The organism is Pseudomonas sp. MPB26 (assembly GCF_046605355.1).
GTDB classification, from domain to species: domain Bacteria; phylum Pseudomonadota; class Gammaproteobacteria; order Pseudomonadales; family Pseudomonadaceae; genus Aquipseudomonas; species Aquipseudomonas cedrina.
On record NZ_CP176793.1, the window covers coordinates 2615297 to 2632833 of the forward strand.

Consider the following 17537-nt stretch of genomic DNA (forward strand, 5'->3'; position numbering starts at 1 on the left):
CGCTCTCTGCTCCGCCAGGAGGAAAGGCCTTGAAAGACCTACTGAATTTGCTGAAAAACCAGGGTCAAGTCGAAGAGTTCGACGCCATCCGTATTGGGTTGGCATCGCCTGAGATGATCCGTTCGTGGTCGTTCGGTGAAGTTAAAAAGCCGGAAACCATCAACTACCGTACGTTCAAACCCGAGCGTGACGGCCTGTTCTGCGCCAAGATCTTTGGCCCGGTCAAGGATTACGAGTGCCTGTGCGGTAAGTACAAGCGCTTGAAGCACCGTGGTGTGATCTGCGAGAAGTGCGGCGTTGAAGTCGCACTGGCCAAGGTTCGTCGTGAGCGCATGGCTCACATCGAGCTGGCTTCGCCGGTTGCCCACATCTGGTTTCTGAAATCGCTGCCGTCCCGTATCGGCTTGCTGATGGACATGACCCTCCGTGATATCGAACGCGTTCTCTATTTCGAGAGCTATGTCGTTATCGATCCAGGCATGACCACCCTTGAAAAAGGTCAGCTGCTCAATGACGAGCAGTACTTCGAAGCGCTGGAAGAGTTCGGCGACGATTTCGATGCCCGCATGGGTGCCGAAGCTGTCCGCGAGCTGCTGCACGCTATCGACCTGGAGCACGAGATTGGCCGTCTGCGTGAAGAAATTCCGCAAACCAACTCCGAAACCAAAATCAAGAAGCTGTCCAAGCGTCTGAAGTTGATGGAAGCCTTCCAGGGTTCCGGCAACTTGCCAGAGTGGATGGTGCTGACCGTTCTGCCGGTTCTGCCGCCAGACCTGCGTCCGCTGGTACCGTTGGATGGTGGTCGTTTCGCGACGTCCGACCTCAACGACCTGTACCGCCGCGTGATCAACCGTAACAACCGCTTGAAGCGCCTGCTCGATCTGTCCGCTCCGGACATCATCGTGCGCAACGAAAAGCGTATGTTGCAGGAGGCGGTCGATGCCTTGCTCGACAACGGCCGTCGTGGCCGCGCGATCACAGGGTCCAACAAGCGTCCTCTGAAATCCCTGGCTGACATGATCAAGGGTAAGCAAGGTCGTTTCCGTCAGAACTTGCTCGGTAAGCGTGTTGACTACTCCGGTCGTTCGGTAATTACCGTAGGCCCGACCCTGCGTCTGCACCAGTGCGGTCTGCCCAAGAAGATGGCGCTTGAGCTGTTCAAGCCATTCATCTTCGGCAAGCTGGAAATGCGCGGTCTGGCGACCACCATCAAAGCGGCCAAGAAAATGGTCGAGCGCGAACTGCCAGAGGTTTGGGACGTTCTCGCTGAAGTGATCCGTGAACACCCGGTTCTCCTCAACCGTGCACCGACCCTTCACCGTCTGGGTATCCAGGCGTTTGAACCGGTACTGATCGAAGGCAAGGCTATCCAGCTGCACCCTCTGGTCTGTGCTGCGTACAACGCCGACTTCGACGGCGACCAAATGGCCGTGCACGTACCGCTGACACTGGAAGCCCAGTTGGAAGCGCGTGCGTTGATGATGTCGACCAACAACATTCTGTCGCCAGCCAACGGTGAGCCAATCATCGTTCCATCGCAGGACGTTGTATTGGGTCTGTACTACATGACCCGTGAAGCGATCAACGCCAAGGGCGAAGGTCGTGTGTTCGCTGACCTGCAGGAAGTTGACCGTGTGTTCCGTGCCGGTGAAGCCGCCTTGCACGCCAAGGTCAAAGTGCGGATCCACGAAACCGTGAACGACCGTGATGGCGGCAGCGTGAGCAACGTTCGTATCGTCGACACTACTGTTGGCCGTGCGCTGTTGTATCAAGTTGTGCCAAAAGGCCTGTCGTACGACGTCGTCAACCTGCCGATGAAGAAAAAGGCGATCTCCAAGCTGATCAACCAATGCTACCGCGTGGTTGGTCTGAAAGAGACCGTGATCTTCGCTGACCAGTTGATGTACACAGGTTTTGCCTATTCGACCATTTCCGGCGTTTCCATCGGTGTTAACGACTTCGTTATCCCGGATGAAAAAGCCCAGATCATCGCCGCTGCTACCGATGAAGTGAAAGAGATCGAAAGCCAGTATGCCTCCGGCCTGGTAACTCAGGGCGAGAAGTACAACAAGGTGATCGACCTTTGGTCCAAGGCCAACGACGAAGTGTCGAAGGCGATGATGGCTAACCTCTCGAAAGAGAAGGTTATCGACCGTCATGGCGTGGAAGTCGATCAAGAGTCGTTCAACTCGATGTACATGATGGCCGACTCGGGCGCACGGGGTTCTGCTGCGCAGATCCGTCAGCTCGCCGGTATGCGTGGCCTGATGGCCAAGCCGGACGGTTCCATCATCGAAACGCCGATTACCGCGAACTTCCGTGAAGGTTTGAGCGTACTTCAGTACTTCATCTCCACTCACGGTGCTCGTAAAGGTCTGGCGGATACCGCGTTGAAGACCGCCAACTCCGGTTACCTGACGCGTCGTCTGGTAGACGTTGCACAAGACTTGGTTGTGACTGAAGTCGACTGCGGTACCGAACACGGTCTGCTGATGACTCCGCACATCGAAGGCGGCGACGTTGTAGAGCCGTTGGGTGAACGCGTACTGGGTCGAGTGATCGCCCGTGACGTATTCAAGCCAGGTACCGAGGAAATCATCGTTCCTGCCGGCACTCTGGTAGATGAGAAGTGGGTCGAGTTCATCGAACTCAACAGCATCGACGAAGTGATCGTTCGCTCGCCGATCAGCTGCGAAACCCGCTACGGCATCTGCGCCAAGTGCTACGGCCGTGACTTGGCTCGCGGCCACCAGGTGAACATCGGTGAAGCGGTCGGCGTTATCGCTGCCCAGTCCATCGGTGAGCCAGGTACCCAGCTGACCATGCGTACGTTCCACATCGGTGGTGCGGCAAGCCGGACCTCCGCAGCCGACAGTGTTCAGGTGAAGAATGGTGGTACCGTCCGCCTGCACAACCTGAAACATGTTGAGCGAGTGGATGGCCACCTGGTTGCCGTGTCCCGTTCCGGTGAGCTGGCAATCGCTGATGACTACGGTCGTGAGCGTGAGCGTTACAAGCTGCCGTACGGTGCTGTGATTTCGGTCAAGGAAGGTGACAAGGTCGACGCTGGCGCAATCGTGGCCAAGTGGGATCCGCACACCCACCCAATCGTTACCGAAATGAAAGGTACCGTGACCTACGTGGGCATGGAAGAAGGCATCACGATCAAGCGTCAGACTGACGAATTGACCGGTATGACCAACATTGAAGTACTCGACGCGAAAGATCGTCCAGCTGCCGGTAAGGACATCCGTCCTGCCGTGAAGATGGTCGACGACAACGGCAAGGACTTGTTGCTGCCAGGCACTGACGTAATCGCTCAGTACTTCCTGCCAGCCAACGCCCTGGTCGGTGTAGCGGATGGTGCGAAGATCGCGATCGGTGATGTTATCGCGCGTATCCCGCAAGAGACTTCGAAGACACGTGACATCACCGGTGGTCTGCCGCGTGTTGCCGACTTGTTCGAAGCGCGTCGTCCGAAAGAAGCGTCGATTCTGGCTGAAGTCAGCGGCACCATCGCGTTCGGTAAAGAAACCAAAGGCAAGCGTCGTCTGGTGATCACCCCGAACGACGGTAGCGATCCGTACGAAGAGCTGATTCCGAAGTGGCGTCACCTGAACGTCTTCGAAGGCGAACAGGTAAACCGCGGCGAAGTTATCTCCGACGGCCCGAGCGATCCACACGACATCCTGCGTCTGCTGGGTGTGAGTGCGCTGGCCAAGTACATCGTTAACGAGATCCAGGACGTTTACCGTCTGCAAGGCGTGAAGATCAACGATAAGCACATCGAGACCATCCTGCGTCAGATGCTGCGTAAAGTTGAAATCGCTGAATCCGGCGATTCCAGTTTCATCAAGGGCGACCAGATGGAACTGACTCACGTACTGGTAGAGAACGAGCGTCTGGGCGCGGAAGACAAGTTTGTCTCCAAGTTCACTCGCGTGCTGCTGGGTATCACCAAGGCGTCGTTGTCCACTGAGTCGTTCATCTCGGCGGCCTCCTTCCAGGAGACCACTCGCGTACTGACCGAAGCAGCGGTAACCGGCAAGCGCGATTACCTGCGCGGCCTGAAAGAAAACGTAGTCGTGGGTCGTTTGATCCCGGCGGGTACCGGTTTGGCTTACCACAGCGAGCGCAAGCGCCGCCGTGATGCTGACAAGCCGCTGCGCGTAAGCGCCAGTGAAGTGGAAGCTGCACTGACCGAAGCACTGAACTCAAGCGGTAACTGAGTTCTGCAGTAGATGAGTCCGGGCCCTGGCAGTCCCATTCGTCGGATCGAGGCAAATTTGCCCCGGTTCGATGAGCGGGGATGTCGGGGCCTTGCCTTGACTGGGGACAAGATCCTCTTTAGACTCTTGTACCCCTAAATTTGGCGGGAATTCGTTCCTGCCATTTTGCTTTTCTTGCAAGACAATAGCGTCGCAAGACAACAGTGGAGCTAGTAGATGGCAACTATCAACCAGCTGGTACGTCAGCCGCGTAAGCGTATCGTCGAGAAATCCGACGTGCCTGCGCTGCAGAACTGCCCGCAACGTCGTGGCGTATGCACCCGTGTGTATACCACCACGCCGAAAAAACCTAACTCGGCACTGCGTAAAGTATGCCGTGTGCGCCTGACCAACGGTTTCGAGGTTTCCTCGTACATCGGTGGTGAAGGTCACAACCTGCAAGAGCACAGCGTGGTGCTGATCCGTGGCGGTCGTGTAAAAGACTTGCCAGGTGTTCGTTACCACACCGTACGCGGCTCCTTGGATACTTCCGGCGTTAAAGGTCGTAACCAGGGTCGTTCGAAGTACGGTACCAAGAAGCCTAAGTAGTAGCGGCTTTTTGTAAAAACTGAATCATCTTATTTTCTGAGTCGATAAGAGTAAGGTCGGAGCCGTCCCGAAAGGGCGCTAATTCCGAACGAACCTGAAGACCGTTTGAGGGCTTATCCATGCCAAGAAGACGCGTAGCAGCCAAGCGCGAAGTGCTTGACGATCCAAAATACGGAAGCCAAATCCTGGCCAAGTTCATGAACCACGTGATGGAAAGCGGCAAGAAAGCCGTTGCCGAGCGTATCGTTTATGGCGCGCTGGAAAAGGTTAAAGAACGCAAGAACAGCGACCCCCTGGAAATCTTCGAGAAAGCTCTCGACGCCATCGCTCCGCTGGTCGAAGTGAAGTCGCGCCGTGTAGGCGGTGCTACTTACCAGGTTCCGGTCGAAGTTCGTCCGTCCCGTCGTAACGCTCTGGCAATGCGCTGGTTGGTAGACTTCGCCCGTAAGCGTGGCGAGAAGTCTATGGCCCTGCGTTTGGCTGGCGAACTGTTGGACGCTGCTGAAGGTAAAGGTGCTGCTGTTAAGAAGCGTGAAGACGTGCACCGTATGGCTGAAGCCAACAAAGCTTTCTCGCACTACCGCTTCTAATCTTAGCTTCACTAATTTTGCGAGGGCTTTATGGCTCGTACTACTCCGATTAGCCGCTACCGTAACATCGGTATCGTTGCTCACGTGGATGCTGGCAAAACCACCACCACCGAGCGCGTACTGTTTTACACCGGCAAAAGTCACAAGATGGGCGAGGTGCATGACGGCGCCGCGACCACAGACTGGATGGTTCAGGAGCAGGAGCGTGGTATTACCATTACTTCTGCTGCTATTACCGCCTTCTGGAAAGGTTCCGAGAAGCAGTACAAAGATGAACACCGCTTCAACGTAATCGATACCCCGGGCCACGTAGACTTCACCATTGAAGTTGAACGTTCCCTGCGCGTGCTCGACGGCGCTGTCGTTGTGTTCTGCGGCACCTCGGGTGTTGAGCCGCAGTCGGAAACCGTATGGCGTCAAGCCAACAAATACGGCGTTCCACGTCTTGTTTACGTCAACAAGATGGACCGTGCTGGTGCGAACTTTCTGCGCGTGATCGGTCAGATCAAGCAGCGTCTGGGTCATACTCCGGTGCCAATCCAGTTGGCTATCGGTTCCGAAGATAATTTCCAGGGTCAGATCGATCTGTTGACCATGGAAGCTGTCTACTGGAACGATGCCGACAAAGGTATGGTTCCTGTTCGCAAGCCTATCCCTGCTGAACTGCAGGAACTGGCTGACGAATGGCGCAACAACATGGTTGAAGCTGCGGCCGAAGCCAACGAAGAGCTGATGAACAAGTACCTCGAAGGTGAAGAGCTCACCAACGTGGAAATCAAGGCCGCTCTGCGTCAGCGTACTATCGCTGGCGAAATCGTCCTGGCTGTTTGCGGTTCCTCGTTCAAGAACAAGGGCGTTCCTCTGGTTCTCGATGCTGTGATCGACTACCTGCCGGCACCGGTTGATATTCCAGCCATCAAGGGTACCGACCCGGATGACGAGACTATCGAGCTGGAGCGTCATGCAGACGACGCAGAACCGTTCTCCGCTCTGGCATTTAAAATTGCCACTGACCCATTCGTGGGTACCTTGACCTTCGTCCGCGTTTACTCGGGCGTGTTGAACTCCGGCGACGGCGTGATCAACTCGGTTAAAGGCAAGAAAGAGCGCGTGGGTCGTATGGTGCAAATGCACGCAAACGCCCGCGAAGAGATCAAGGAAGTGCGCGCTGGTGACATCGCGGCCCTGATCGGCATGAAGGACGTCACCACTGGTGAAACCTTGTGCAACGCTGACAAGCCAATCATCCTGGTTCGCATGGACTTCCCGGAGCCGGTTATTTCGGTTGCCGTAGAGCCTAAGACCAAGGATGACCAGGAAAAAATGGGTATCGCTCTGGGCAAGCTTGCTCAGGAAGATCCATCTTTCCGCGTCAAGACTGATGAAGAGACTGGTCAAACGATCATCTCCGGCATGGGCGAGCTTCACCTGGACATCCTGGTTGACCGGATGCGCCGTGAGTTCAACGTCGAAGCCAACATCGGTAAGCCTCAGGTTTCCTATCGTGAGCGCATCACGAAGAACTGTGAAATCGAAGGCAAGTTCGTTCGTCAGTCCGGCGGTCGTGGTCAGTTCGGTCACTGCTGGATCCGTTTTGCTCCTGCTGACGAAGGTCAGGAAGGTCTGCAATTCGTGAACGAAGTAGTAGGTGGTGTGGTTCCTAAGGAATACATCCCTGCTATCCAGAAGGGTATCGAAGAGCAGATGAAAAACGGTGTTGTTGCCGGCTATCCGCTGATCGGCCTGAAAGCAACCGTTTTTGACGGTTCTTACCACGACGTCGACTCCAACGAGATGGCGTTTAAGGTGGCTGCCTCCATGGCAACCAAGCAACTGGCCCAGAAGGGCGGTGGTGAGTTGCTTGAGCCAATCATGGCGGTAGAAGTTGTTACACCTGAAGACTATATGGGTGATGTCATGGGCGACCTTAACCGTCGTCGCGGCATGATTCTGGGTATGGAAGACACGGTTTCCGGCAAAGTGATTCGCGCCGAGGTTCCGTTGGGTGAGATGTTCGGTTATGCGACTGACGTTCGCTCCATGTCTCAGGGTCGCGCAAGCTACTCTATGGAATTCAAAAAATACAACACAGCTCCGGCGCACATCGCTGAAACTGTATCCAAAAAACAAGGCTGATTCAGTCCTTTAGGCAAGGAGTTAATTGTCGTGGCTAAAGAAAAATTTGATCGTTCCCTACCGCACGTCAACGTTGGCACCATCGGTCACGTTGACCACGGTAAAACCACTCTGACTGCTGCTCTGACTCGCGTTTGCTCCGAAGTTTTCGGTTCTGCAATCGTTGATTTCGATAAAATCGACAGCGCACCAGAAGAAAAAGCTCGTGGTATCACCATCAACACCGCGCACGTTGAATACAACTCGCTGATCCGTCACTACGCTCACGTTGACTGCCCAGGTCACGCTGACTATGTGAAGAACATGATCACCGGTGCTGCCCAGATGGACGGCGCGATCCTGGTTTGCTCGGCCGCTGATGGTCCGATGCCACAAACCCGTGAGCACATCCTGCTGTCCCGTCAGGTTGGCGTTCCGTACATCGTGGTTTACCTGAACAAGGCCGACCTGGTAGACGACGCTGAGCTGCTGGAGCTGGTTGAGATGGAAGTGCGCGATCTGCTGAGCACTTACGACTTCCCAGGCGACGACACTCCGATCATCATCGGTTCTGCTCGTATGGCTCTGGAAGGCAAAGACGATAACGAAATGGGCACCACGTCCGTTCGTAAACTGGTTGAGACTCTGGATAGCTACATCCCAGATCCAGTCCGTGTTATCGACAAGCCGTTCCTGATGCCAATCGAAGACGTATTCTCGATCTCCGGTCGCGGTACTGTTGTAACTGGTCGTATCGAGCGCGGTATCGTCAAGGTTCAAGATCCACTGGAAATCGTTGGTCTGCGTGACACTACCGTCACCACCTGCACCGGTGTTGAAATGTTCCGTAAGCTGCTCGACGAAGGTCGTGCTGGCGAGAACTGCGGCGTTCTGCTGCGTGGTACCAAGCGTGACGACGTTGAGCGTGGCCAGGTTCTGGTTAAGCCAGGTTCGGTTAAGCCGCACACCAAGTTCGAAGCTGAAGTGTACGTGCTGAGCAAAGAAGAAGGCGGTCGTCACACTCCGTTCTTCAAAGGCTACCGTCCACAGTTCTACTTCCGTACTACTGACGTGACTGGTAACTGCGAACTGCCGGAAGGCGTAGAAATGGTAATGCCAGGCGACAACATCAAAATGGTTGTCACCCTGATCAAAACCATCGCTATGGAAGACGGTCTGCGTTTCGCAATCCGTGAAGGCGGCCGTACCGTTGGTGCTGGCGTTGTAGCTAAAATCATCGAGTAATTATCTCTTCTGAGATAGTTCTGATGTTTTGAAAAGGCCCCCGCTCAGCGGGGGCCTTTTTTATTGGGTTGACACCTATCAGGGCCGTCTATAGAATTGCGCCTCCTTTTAACGGGCGTATTGCGCTCGCTGGGAATAGCAGCCGGAGTCTGAAATCCAATGCAAAATCAGCAAATCCGTATCAGGTTGAAGGCTTTTGACCATCGCCTGATCGACCAATCCACCCAGGAAATCGTGGAAACCGCGAAACGTACTGGTGCTCAAGTGCGTGGTCCAATTCCACTGCCTACCCGTAAAGAGCGGTTCACCGTTCTGGTCTCCCCGCACGTCAACAAAGACGCGCGTGACCAGTACGAGATCCGTACTCATAAGCGCGTACTGGACATCGTCCAGCCAACGGATAAAACCGTTGATGCACTTATGAAGCTCGATCTGGCGGCCGGTGTGGAAGTACAGATCAGCCTCGGCTAAGACTTGGGTCTTAGTCGTGTAACGCTCTGAAATGGGCGGCCATAGCGGGTGAAAGCCCCGTACACTCATGAGGTTTACAACATGACTATTGGTGTAGTCGGTCGTAAATGCGGTATGACCCGTATTTTCACCGAAGAAGGTGTCTCCATTCCGGTCACGGTCATTGAGATCGAGCCGAATCGCGTCACCCAGTTCAAAACTGAAGAAACCGATGGCTATCGTGCAGTGCAAGTCACTGTCGGCGAGCGTCGTGCTTCGCGCGTGACTGCTGCTCAAGCAGGTCACTTCGCTAAAGCAAACGTTGCAGCTGGTCGCACCGTCATGGAGTTCCGTCTTGAAGACGGCGACTACCAGGCTGGCGATCTGATCAACGCTGAAATCTTCGCCGCTGGTCAACTGGTTGATGTAACCGGTCAGTCCAAGGGTAAAGGCTTCCAGGGTACGATCAAGCGTTGGAATTTCCGTGGCCAAGACAACACTCACGGTAACTCCGTTTCCCACCGCGTCCCGGGCTCTATTGGCCAGTGCCAGACTCCTGGTCGTGTATTCAAGGGCAAAAAAATGTCCGGTCATATGGGCGCTGAGCGCGTGACCGTGCAGTCCCTCGAAGTAGTGCGCGTCGACGCTGAACGCAATCTGTTGTTGGTCAAGGGTGCTGTTCCTGGCGCTACTGGCGGCAACCTGGTTGTACGTCCAGCGGCCAAGGCTCGCGGTTAAGGGGAAGCTGACATGCAATTAAATGTAAATGACGCTCAAGCGATCGAAGTTTCCGAACTGACATTTGGCGGCGAATTCAACGAGACGCTGGTTCACCAAGCAGTCGTGGCCTACATGGCCGGCGGCCGTCAAGGTAGCAAGCAGCAAAAGACCCGTTCCGACGTACGTGGTGGCGGTAAGCGCCCTTGGCGTCAGAAAGGCACTGGCCGTGCTCGTGCCGGTACTATCCGTAGCCCAATCTGGCGCGGCGGCGGTACCACTTTCGCAGCTCGTCCACAGGATCACTCGCAGAAGCTCAACAAGAAGATGTACCGCGCAGCTCTGCGCTCCATCCTTGCTGAACTCGTGCGTACCGATCGTCTGGTCGTGGTTCAGGACTTCGCTGTTGAAAGTCCAAAAACCAAAGAACTGCTGGGCAAACTGACCAACATGAGCCTGACCGACGTTTTGATCGTGTCCGAAGCTGTTGATCAGAACCTGTACCTGGCTGCTCGCAACCTGCCACACGTCGATGTACGTGACGTGCAAGGTTCCGATCCAGTTAGTCTGATCGCATACGACAAGGTGTTGATCACCGTGTCGGCCGTGAAGAAATTCGAGGAGCTGCTGGGATGAACCAGGAACGCGTATTTAAAGTTCTGCTTGGCCCGCACGTTTCCGAAAAGGCTACGGTTCTGGCTGACAAGAAAGGCCAGTTCGTTTTCAAGGTTGCAACTGACGCAACCAAGCTGGAAATCAAGAAGGCCGTCGAAAGCCTGTTCAGCGTGAAAGTAGAGCGTGTTACTACCCTGAATGTTCTGGGTAAGAGCAAGCGCACTGCTCGCGGTCTGGGCAAGCGTAATGACTGGAAGAAGGCAGTTATCTCCCTTCAGCCAGGCCAAGATCTCGATTTCAGCAGCAGTGCTGAGTAAGGAAGGGGTGCATCATGGCAATCGTTAAATGCAAACCGACTTCCCCTGGCCGCCGTTTTGTGGTCAAGGTGGTCAACCAGGAGCTGCATAAAGGCGCTCCTCACGCACCGCTGCTCGAGAAAAAATCGAAGACTGGTGGTCGTAACAACAATGGTCGTATTACCACTCGTCACATCGGTGGTGGCCATAAGCAGCATTATCGTCTGGTCGATTTCCGTCGCAACGACAAAGATGGCATCTCCGCCACTGTCGAGCGTATTGAATACGATCCAAACCGTACTGCTCACATCGCTCTGCTGCTGTACGCAGATGGCGAGCGTCGCTACATCATTGCCCCTAAAGGCGTGAGTGCTGGTGACCAGCTGATTGCAGGTGCTTTGGCGCCGATCAAGCCGGGCAACGCTCTGCAACTGCGCAACATTCCAGTTGGTAGCACCGTACACGGCATCGAATTGAAGCCAGGTAAAGGCGCGCAAATCGCTCGTTCCGCTGGTGCTTCGGCTCAGCTGATCGCTCGTGAAGGTGTCTACGTGACCCTGCGTCTGCGTTCTGGTGAGATGCGTAAAGTGCTGGCTGAATGCCGCGCGACCCTGGGCGAAGTCTCGAACTCCGAGCACAGCCTGCGTTCGCTGGGTAAAGCTGGTGCCAAACGCTGGCGTGGCGTTCGCCCAACCGTTCGTGGTGTTGCCATGAACCCGGTTGACCACCCACACGGTGGTGGTGAAGGTCGTACCTCTGGTGGTCGTCATCCGGTATCGCCATGGGGCTTCCCGACTAAGGGCGCGAAGACTCGTGGTAATAAGCGTACCGACAAAATGATCGTCCGTCGTCGCAAGTAAATAGAGGGATACGACAGTGCCACGTTCTCTGAAAAAAGGTCCTTTTATTGATCTTCACCTACTGAAGAAGATCGAAGTGGCGGCGGAAAAGAACGATCGCAAACCAGTTAAAACCTGGTCGCGTCGTTCGATGATCCTGCCACAAATGGTCGGTTTGACCATCGCTGTACACAACGGTCGCTTGCACGTCCCAGTTCTCGTGAACGAAGACATGGTCGGCCACAAACTAGGCGAGTTTGCCGGTACCCGCACTTATCGTGGGCACGTGGCAGACAAGAAAGCCAAGCGTTAAGGGGTTAGGAAATGGAAGTAGCCGCTAAGTTGTCGGGCGCTCGAATCTCCGCCCAGAAAGCCCGCTTGGTCGCCGACCAGATCCGCGGGAAGAAGGTGGGCGAAGCGCTCAACCTGTTGGCTTTCAGCAGTAAGAAAGCCGCCGAGATCATGAAGAAAGTGCTGGAGTCGGCCGTAGCCAACGCCGAGCATAACGAAGGCGCAGACGTTGATGACCTTAAGGTCAGCACCGTTTTCGTCAACGAAGGGCGTTCGCTGAAGCGAATCATGCCACGTGCCAAAGGCCGTGCTGATCGCATCGTCAAGCGGTCTTGCCATATCACTGTCAAGGTTGCTGACAAGTAACGGAGTCGAAGAGATGGGTCAGAAAGTACATCCCATTGGCATTCGCCTGGGAATCGTCAAGGAACACACCTCCGTCTGGTATGCAGACGGCCGGACTTATGCGGACTATTTGTTCGCTGATCTGAAGGTGCGTGAGTATCTCCAAGACAAACTAAAAAGCGCGTCCGTAAGCCGTATCGATATCCATCGCCCGGCGCAAACCGCACGTATCACCATCCACACCGCTCGTCCAGGTATTGTTATCGGGAAGAAAGGTGAAGATGTTGAGAAACTGCGTCAGGACCTGACCAAGCAAATGGGTGTGCCTGTGCACATCAATATCGAAGAGATCCGCAAGCCGGAGCTCGACGGTATGCTGGTTGCGCAGAGCGTAGCTCAGCAGCTGGAGCGTCGCGTCATGTTCCGTCGCGCTATGAAGCGCGCCGTACAGAACGCCATGCGCATTGGTGCCAAAGGCATCAAAATCCAAGTGAGCGGTCGTCTCGGCGGTGCTGAAATCGCACGTACTGAATGGTATCGCGAAGGTCGTGTGCCACTGCACACCCTGCGTGCCGACATCGACTATGCCAACTACGAAGCTCACACCACTTACGGTGTGATCGGTGTAAAGGTTTGGATCTTCAAAGGCGAAGTAATTGGTGGTCGCCAAGAAGAACTGAAACCACAAGCACCAGCGCCTCGTAAAAAAGCTGCTAAGTAAGGGGTACGCCAAATGTTGCAACCAAAGCGTACGAAGTTCCGCAAGCAGATGACAGGCCACAACCGTGGTCTGGCTCAGCGCGGTAGCAAAGTCAGCTTCGGCGAGTTCGCGCTGAAGTCTGTAGCTCGTGGTCGTCTCACCGCTCGTCAGATCGAGTCAGCGCGTCGTGCACTGACCCGTCACGTAAAACGTGGTGGCAAGATCTGGATCCGTGTATTCCCGGACAAGCCGATCTCCAAAAAACCTCTCGAGGTTCGTATGGGTAAAGGTAAGGGTAACGTGGAATACTGGGTAGCCCAGATTCAGCCAGGCAAAGTCCTGTATGAAATCGAGGGTGTAACTGAAGAGCTGGCGCGTGAGGCTTTTGCCCTGGCTGCTGCAAAGCTGCCGCTCGCCACCGCCTTTGTTAAACGGACGGTGATGTGATGAAAGCGAATGAACTTCGTGAAAAATCCGCACAGCAGCTGAACGAGCAACTGCTCGGCCTGCTGCGCGACCAGTTCAATCTGCGTATGCAGAAAGCAACTGGCCAGTTGGGGCAGTCTCATCTGCTCTCGCAAGTTAAGCGTGACATCGCTCGCGTGAAGACTGTGCTCAACCAGCAGGCAGGTAAGTGATCATGGCTGAAGCCGAAAAGACTGTCCGTACGCTGACTGGCCGTGTTGTCAGCGACAAGATGGACAAAACCATCACCGTTTTGATCGAGCGTCGCGTTAAGCACCCGATCTACGGTAAATATGTTAAGCGTTCGACTAAGCTGCACGCGCACGACGAAACCAATCAGTGCCACATCGGCGACAAAGTCACTATTCGTGAAACTCGTCCGCTGGCCAAGACCAAGTCTTGGGCACTGGTTGATGTTCTCGAACGCGCTGTGGAAGTCTAAGGACTAGGGGTCGGAGAAATTATATGATTCAGACTCAATCCATGCTCGATGTGGCCGATAACAGCGGCGCTCGCCGCGTTATGTGCATCAAGGTGCTGGGTGGCTCCCATCGTCGTTACGCTGGTATCGGTGACATCATCAAGGTTACTGTCAAGGAAGCAATTCCTCGCGGTAAAGTGAAAAAAGGCCAAGTGATGACTGCTGTTGTAGTCCGCACTCGTCACGGCGTACGTCGTGCTGATGGCTCCATTATCCGCTTTGATGGCAACGCTGCTGTTCTTCTGAACAACAAGCAAGAGCCTATCGGCACCCGTATCTTTGGGCCAGTGACCCGTGAACTTCGTACTGAGAAGTTCATGAAGATCGTCTCGCTCGCCCCAGAAGTGCTGTAAGGAGATCCGACATGCAAAAGATTCGTCGTGACGACGAGATCATCGTGATCGCCGGCAAAGACAAAGGTAAGCGCGGTAAGGTGCTTAAGGTTCTCGCTAATAACCGTCTGGTTATCGGCGGTCTGAACCTGGTCAAGCGTCATACCAAGCCGAACCCGATGTCGGGCGTGCAGGGCGGTATCGTCGAAAAAGAAGCTCCGCTGGACGCTTCTAACGTCGCCATTTTCAACGGCGAAACCAACAAGGCTGACCGCGTTGGTTTCAAAGTAGAAGATGGCAAGAAAATTCGTGTCTTCAAGTCGACCCAAAAAGCGGTTGATGCTTGAACACTGCTAGGTAGAAGACCATGGCACGACTAAAAGAGATTTACTGGAAAGAAATCGCACCGAAGCTTAAGGAAGAACTTAAGCTTTCGAACGTGATGGAAGTTCCACGCGTTACCAAAATCACCCTGAACATGGGTTTGGGCGAAGCGGTCGGTGACAAAAAAGTCATCGAGCACGCTGTTGCTGACCTGGAAAAGATCACCGGTCAAAAAGTCGTTGTGACTTACGCTCGGAAATCCATCGCTGGCTTTAAAGTCCGCGAAGGCTGGCCGATCGGCGTCAAAGTGACTCTGCGCCGTGAGCGTATGTACGAATTCCTGGATCGTCTGCTGTCGATCTCCCTGCCTCGGGTTCGCGACTTCCGCGGCCTGAATGCCAAGTCCTTCGATGGTCGTGGTAACTACAGCATGGGCGTTAAAGAGCAGATCATCTTCCCGGAAATCGACTACGACAAGATCGATGCTCTCCGCGGTCTGGACATCACCCTGACCACCACTGCCAAGAACGATGATGAAGGTCGCGCCCTGTTGCGTGCTTTCAAATTCCCGTTCCGCAACTGATTGGAGTAGGACCATGGCCAAGATGAGCATGAAAAACCGCGAGCTGAAGCGTCAGCTCACGGTTGCCAAGTACGCCAAGAAGCGTGCAGCACTGAAAGCGATCATCGTTGATCTGAACGCAAGTCCAGAAGCACGTTGGGAAGCTACAGTTGCCCTGCAGAAGCAGCCACGTGATGCAAGCGCCTCGCGCATGCGTAACCGCTGCCGCCTGACCGGTCGTCCACACGGCGTTTACCGCAAGTTCGGCCTCGGCCGTAACAAACTGCGTGAAGCGGCAATGCGTGGTGACGTACCAGGTCTGGTTAAAGCCAGCTGGTAAGTACTTTCAGCGTCAAGGCAGTTGGTATCGCAAGATACTGACCGCCGGTGACCTTGAATCTGGAACAAGCCCCTTTTGGGGCTTGTTTCATTTCCGCAGTGTGTCTAAAATACGCGGCTCGCCTGAGCCCGTGTGTTTTATGCTCGGAGATTCTCGGCGACATATGTAGCCGCAAGGCTAATTTTTTTGTATTAGGAGCGTCTAGCCATGAGTATGCAGGACCCGTTAGCGGACATGCTAACTCGTATCCGTAATGCCCAGATGGCTGAAAAGTCCGTCGTAAGCATGCCATCTTCCAAATTGAAGGTAGCTGTTGCCAAAGTCCTGAAAGACGAAGGCTACATTGCGGGTTATCAGATCAGCAGCGAAATCAAACCTCTGCTGTCCATCGAGCTGAAGTACTTCGAAGGCCGTTCGGTCATCGAAGAAGTGAAGCGCGTTAGCCGTCCAGGCCTGCGTCAGTACAAGTCCGCTGAAGATCTGCCGAAAGTTCGTGGCGGTCTGGGCGTGTCTATCGTCTCCACCAACAAAGGTGTGATGACGGATCGTGCTGCGCGCGCTGCCGGTGTCGGCGGCGAAGTTCTTTGCACTGTGTTCTAAGGGGGGATAAGCATGTCACGCGTCGCTAAGAACCCCGTTAAGCTGCCAGCCGGTGTCGAAGTCAAATTCGCAGGCCAACAGCTTTCGGTGAAGGGTGCCAAGGGCACTCTTGAACTGAACATCCATTCGTCCGTTGAGATCGTTGAAGAAGCTGGTGAGCTGCGTTTCGCTGCTCGCAATGGCGATCAACAAACTCGCGCAATGGCCGGTACCACGCGTGCGTTGGTAAACAACATGGTCCAAGGCGTAAGCCAAGGCTTCGAGCGCAAGCTCCAGCTGGTCGGTGTTGGTTACAAAGCGCAAGCAAAAGGCACGGTTCTGAACCTTGCCCTTGGCTTCTCGCACCCAGTGGATTACGAACTGCCGGAAGGCATCACCGCTGAGACCCCTAGCCAAACCGATATCCTGATCAAGGGCATCGACAAGCAGCTGGTAGGTCAGGTGGCCGCTGAGATCCGCGACTTCCGTCCACCAGAGCCGTACAAAGGCAAAGGTGTGCGCTACGCGGACGAAGTCGTCCGTCGTAAAGAAGCCAAGAAGAAGTAGGGCATAGCAAATGACCGACAAAAAAGTTACTCGACTGCGCCGCGCTCGCAAAGCACGCCTGAAAATGCACGAACTCGAAGTCGTGCGTCTCTGCGTGTATCGCTCGTCGCAGCACATCTACGCCCAGGTCATCTCGGCCGACGGCAACCAGGTCCTGGCAAGCGCCTCGACTTTGGATAAAGAACTGCGTGATGGTGCCACCGGCAACATCGACGCGGCCACTAAGGTTGGCCAGCTGGTCGCTACGCGTGCTAAGGCCGCCGGCGTCTCGCAAGTGGCTTTCGACCGCTCTGGCTTCAAGTATCACGGCCGCGTTAAAGCGCTGGCTGATGCTGCTCGTGAAGCTGGGCTGGAGTTCTAAGTTATGTCAAATAACGACCAAAAGCGCGACGAAGGCTACATTGAGAAGCTGGTTCAAGTTAACCGCGTAGCCAAAACCGTTAAAGGCGGCCGTATCTTCACTTTCACCGCGTTGACCGTGGTGGGTGATGGTAAGGGGCGTGTTGGCTTCGGCCGTGGCAAGTCACGTGAAGTGCCTGCCGCGATCCAGAAGGCAATGGAAGCTGCTCGCCGCAACATGATCCAGGTTGATCTGAACGGCACCACGCTGCAGTACGCAATGAAGTCCGCCCATGGCGCTTCGAAGGTGTACATGCAGCCTGCTTCTGAAGGTACCGGTATCATCGCTGGCGGCGCTATGCGTGCTGTCCTCGAAGTTGCTGGCGTCCAGAACGTTCTGGCCAAGTGCTACGGCTCGACTAACCCTGTAAACGTGGTTCACGCCACTTTCAAGGGTCTGAAAGCTATGCAATCTCCTGAGTCCATTGCTGCCAAGCGCGGCTTGACTGTCAAGGAGATCTTCTGATC

24 protein-coding genes are annotated in these 17537 nt (G+C 54.9%); all 24 read left to right on the top strand.

Translation table 11 applies throughout. The features are described from left to right. Positions 1-29 precede the first annotated feature (29 nt). The gene (gene rpoC, locus ACLH0H_RS12040) at positions 30-4229 is read left to right on the top strand and encodes a DNA-directed RNA polymerase subunit beta' (RefSeq protein ID WP_411382152.1); all 4200 of its coding nucleotides are present in this window, start codon (positions 30-32) and stop codon (positions 4227-4229) included. A gap of 216 nt (positions 4230-4445) precedes the next feature. Then, entirely contained in the window at positions 4446-4817 is a 372-nt protein-coding gene (gene rpsL / locus ACLH0H_RS12045; RefSeq protein WP_002555494.1) for a 30S ribosomal protein S12, read from the top strand. Between the two features lie 119 nt (positions 4818-4936). Further along, complete coding sequence (gene rpsG, locus ACLH0H_RS12050; protein WP_002555493.1) at positions 4937-5407, top strand: 30S ribosomal protein S7; 471 nt, start codon at positions 4937-4939, stop codon at positions 5405-5407. A gap of 30 nt (positions 5408-5437) precedes the next feature. Continuing rightward, complete coding sequence (gene fusA, locus ACLH0H_RS12055; protein WP_015886136.1) at positions 5438-7543, top strand: elongation factor G; 2106 nt, start codon at positions 5438-5440, stop codon at positions 7541-7543. A gap of 30 nt (positions 7544-7573) precedes the next feature. Then, positions 7574-8767: an elongation factor Tu gene (gene tuf / locus ACLH0H_RS12060; RefSeq protein ID WP_003176426.1), complete on the top strand. Its 1194-nt coding sequence runs from the start codon at positions 7574-7576 to the stop codon at positions 8765-8767. Positions 8768-8926: 159 nt separating this feature from the next. Further along, positions 8927-9238 (top strand): 30S ribosomal protein S10, encoded by a 312-nt coding sequence (gene rpsJ, locus ACLH0H_RS12065; RefSeq protein WP_003186070.1) that lies wholly within the window; start codon positions 8927-8929, stop codon positions 9236-9238. 81 nt (positions 9239-9319) lie between these two features. Further along, on the top strand, positions 9320-9955 hold the full coding sequence (gene rplC / locus ACLH0H_RS12070; protein ID WP_003194649.1) for a 50S ribosomal protein L3: 636 nt from the start codon (positions 9320-9322) through the stop codon (positions 9953-9955). 12 nt (positions 9956-9967) lie between these two features. Then, positions 9968-10570, top strand: a complete 603-nt coding sequence (gene rplD / locus ACLH0H_RS12075) for a 50S ribosomal protein L4 (RefSeq protein WP_057014518.1) — start codon at positions 9968-9970, stop codon at positions 10568-10570. Next, positions 10567-10866, top strand: a complete 300-nt coding sequence (gene rplW, locus ACLH0H_RS12080) for a 50S ribosomal protein L23 (RefSeq protein ID WP_002555488.1) — start codon at positions 10567-10569, stop codon at positions 10864-10866. The genes rplD and rplW overlap by 4 nt, the downstream gene beginning before the upstream one ends. Positions 10867-10880: 14 nt before the next feature. After that, positions 10881-11705, top strand: coding sequence for a 50S ribosomal protein L2 (rplB, locus tag ACLH0H_RS12085; RefSeq protein ID WP_003176423.1), 825 nt, complete (start codon positions 10881-10883; stop codon positions 11703-11705). A gap of 16 nt (positions 11706-11721) precedes the next feature. Continuing rightward, a complete protein-coding gene (gene rpsS, locus ACLH0H_RS12090) occupies positions 11722-11997 on the top strand; it encodes a 30S ribosomal protein S19 (RefSeq protein ID WP_003232420.1) in 276 nt (91 codons plus the stop codon). A gap of 11 nt (positions 11998-12008) precedes the next feature. Further along, positions 12009-12341, top strand: a complete 333-nt coding sequence (gene rplV / locus ACLH0H_RS12095; protein ID WP_003103908.1) for a 50S ribosomal protein L22 — start codon at positions 12009-12011, stop codon at positions 12339-12341. Positions 12342-12354: 13 nt separating this feature from the next. Further along, positions 12355-13041 (top strand): 30S ribosomal protein S3, encoded by a 687-nt coding sequence (gene rpsC, locus ACLH0H_RS12100; RefSeq protein ID WP_003176422.1) that lies wholly within the window; start codon positions 12355-12357, stop codon positions 13039-13041. A 12-nt stretch (positions 13042-13053) separates the two neighbouring features. Next, entirely contained in the window at positions 13054-13467 is a 414-nt protein-coding gene (gene rplP / locus ACLH0H_RS12105) for a 50S ribosomal protein L16 (RefSeq protein ID WP_003232424.1), read from the top strand. Continuing rightward, positions 13467-13658 (top strand): 50S ribosomal protein L29, encoded by a 192-nt coding sequence (rpmC, locus tag ACLH0H_RS12110; RefSeq protein WP_002555481.1) that lies wholly within the window; start codon positions 13467-13469, stop codon positions 13656-13658. The genes rplP and rpmC overlap by 1 nt, the downstream gene beginning before the upstream one ends. 2 nt (positions 13659-13660) lie before the next feature. Beyond that, positions 13661-13927: a 30S ribosomal protein S17 gene (rpsQ, locus tag ACLH0H_RS12115; RefSeq protein WP_003176419.1), complete on the top strand. Its 267-nt coding sequence runs from the start codon at positions 13661-13663 to the stop codon at positions 13925-13927. Between the two features lie 23 nt (positions 13928-13950). Next, positions 13951-14319, top strand: a complete 369-nt coding sequence (gene rplN / locus ACLH0H_RS12120) for a 50S ribosomal protein L14 (RefSeq protein WP_002555479.1) — start codon at positions 13951-13953, stop codon at positions 14317-14319. Between the two features lie 11 nt (positions 14320-14330). Then, the gene (gene rplX / locus ACLH0H_RS12125) at positions 14331-14645 is read left to right on the top strand and encodes a 50S ribosomal protein L24 (protein ID WP_003176416.1); all 315 of its coding nucleotides are present in this window, start codon (positions 14331-14333) and stop codon (positions 14643-14645) included. A gap of 20 nt (positions 14646-14665) precedes the next feature. Then, positions 14666-15205: a 50S ribosomal protein L5 gene (gene rplE / locus ACLH0H_RS12130; protein WP_003176415.1), complete on the top strand. Its 540-nt coding sequence runs from the start codon at positions 14666-14668 to the stop codon at positions 15203-15205. A gap of 13 nt (positions 15206-15218) precedes the next feature. Next, positions 15219-15524 carry a 30S ribosomal protein S14 gene (gene rpsN, locus ACLH0H_RS12135; protein ID WP_003176414.1) on the top strand — a complete coding sequence of 102 codons (306 nt, stop codon included), beginning with the start codon at positions 15219-15221 and terminating at the stop codon, positions 15522-15524. A 207-nt stretch (positions 15525-15731) separates the two neighbouring features. Continuing rightward, positions 15732-16124, top strand: coding sequence for a 30S ribosomal protein S8 (gene rpsH, locus ACLH0H_RS12140; protein ID WP_003176413.1), 393 nt, complete (start codon positions 15732-15734; stop codon positions 16122-16124). Positions 16125-16136: 12 nt separating this feature from the next. Then, complete coding sequence (gene rplF, locus ACLH0H_RS12145; RefSeq protein WP_003176412.1) at positions 16137-16670, top strand: 50S ribosomal protein L6; 534 nt, start codon at positions 16137-16139, stop codon at positions 16668-16670. A gap of 10 nt (positions 16671-16680) precedes the next feature. Further along, positions 16681-17031 (top strand): 50S ribosomal protein L18, encoded by a 351-nt coding sequence (rplR, locus tag ACLH0H_RS12150; protein ID WP_003176410.1) that lies wholly within the window; start codon positions 16681-16683, stop codon positions 17029-17031. A 3-nt stretch (positions 17032-17034) separates the two neighbouring features. Further along, positions 17035-17535, top strand: a complete 501-nt coding sequence (gene rpsE / locus ACLH0H_RS12155) for a 30S ribosomal protein S5 (protein WP_003176409.1) — start codon at positions 17035-17037, stop codon at positions 17533-17535. Positions 17536-17537: the final 2 nt, after the last annotated feature.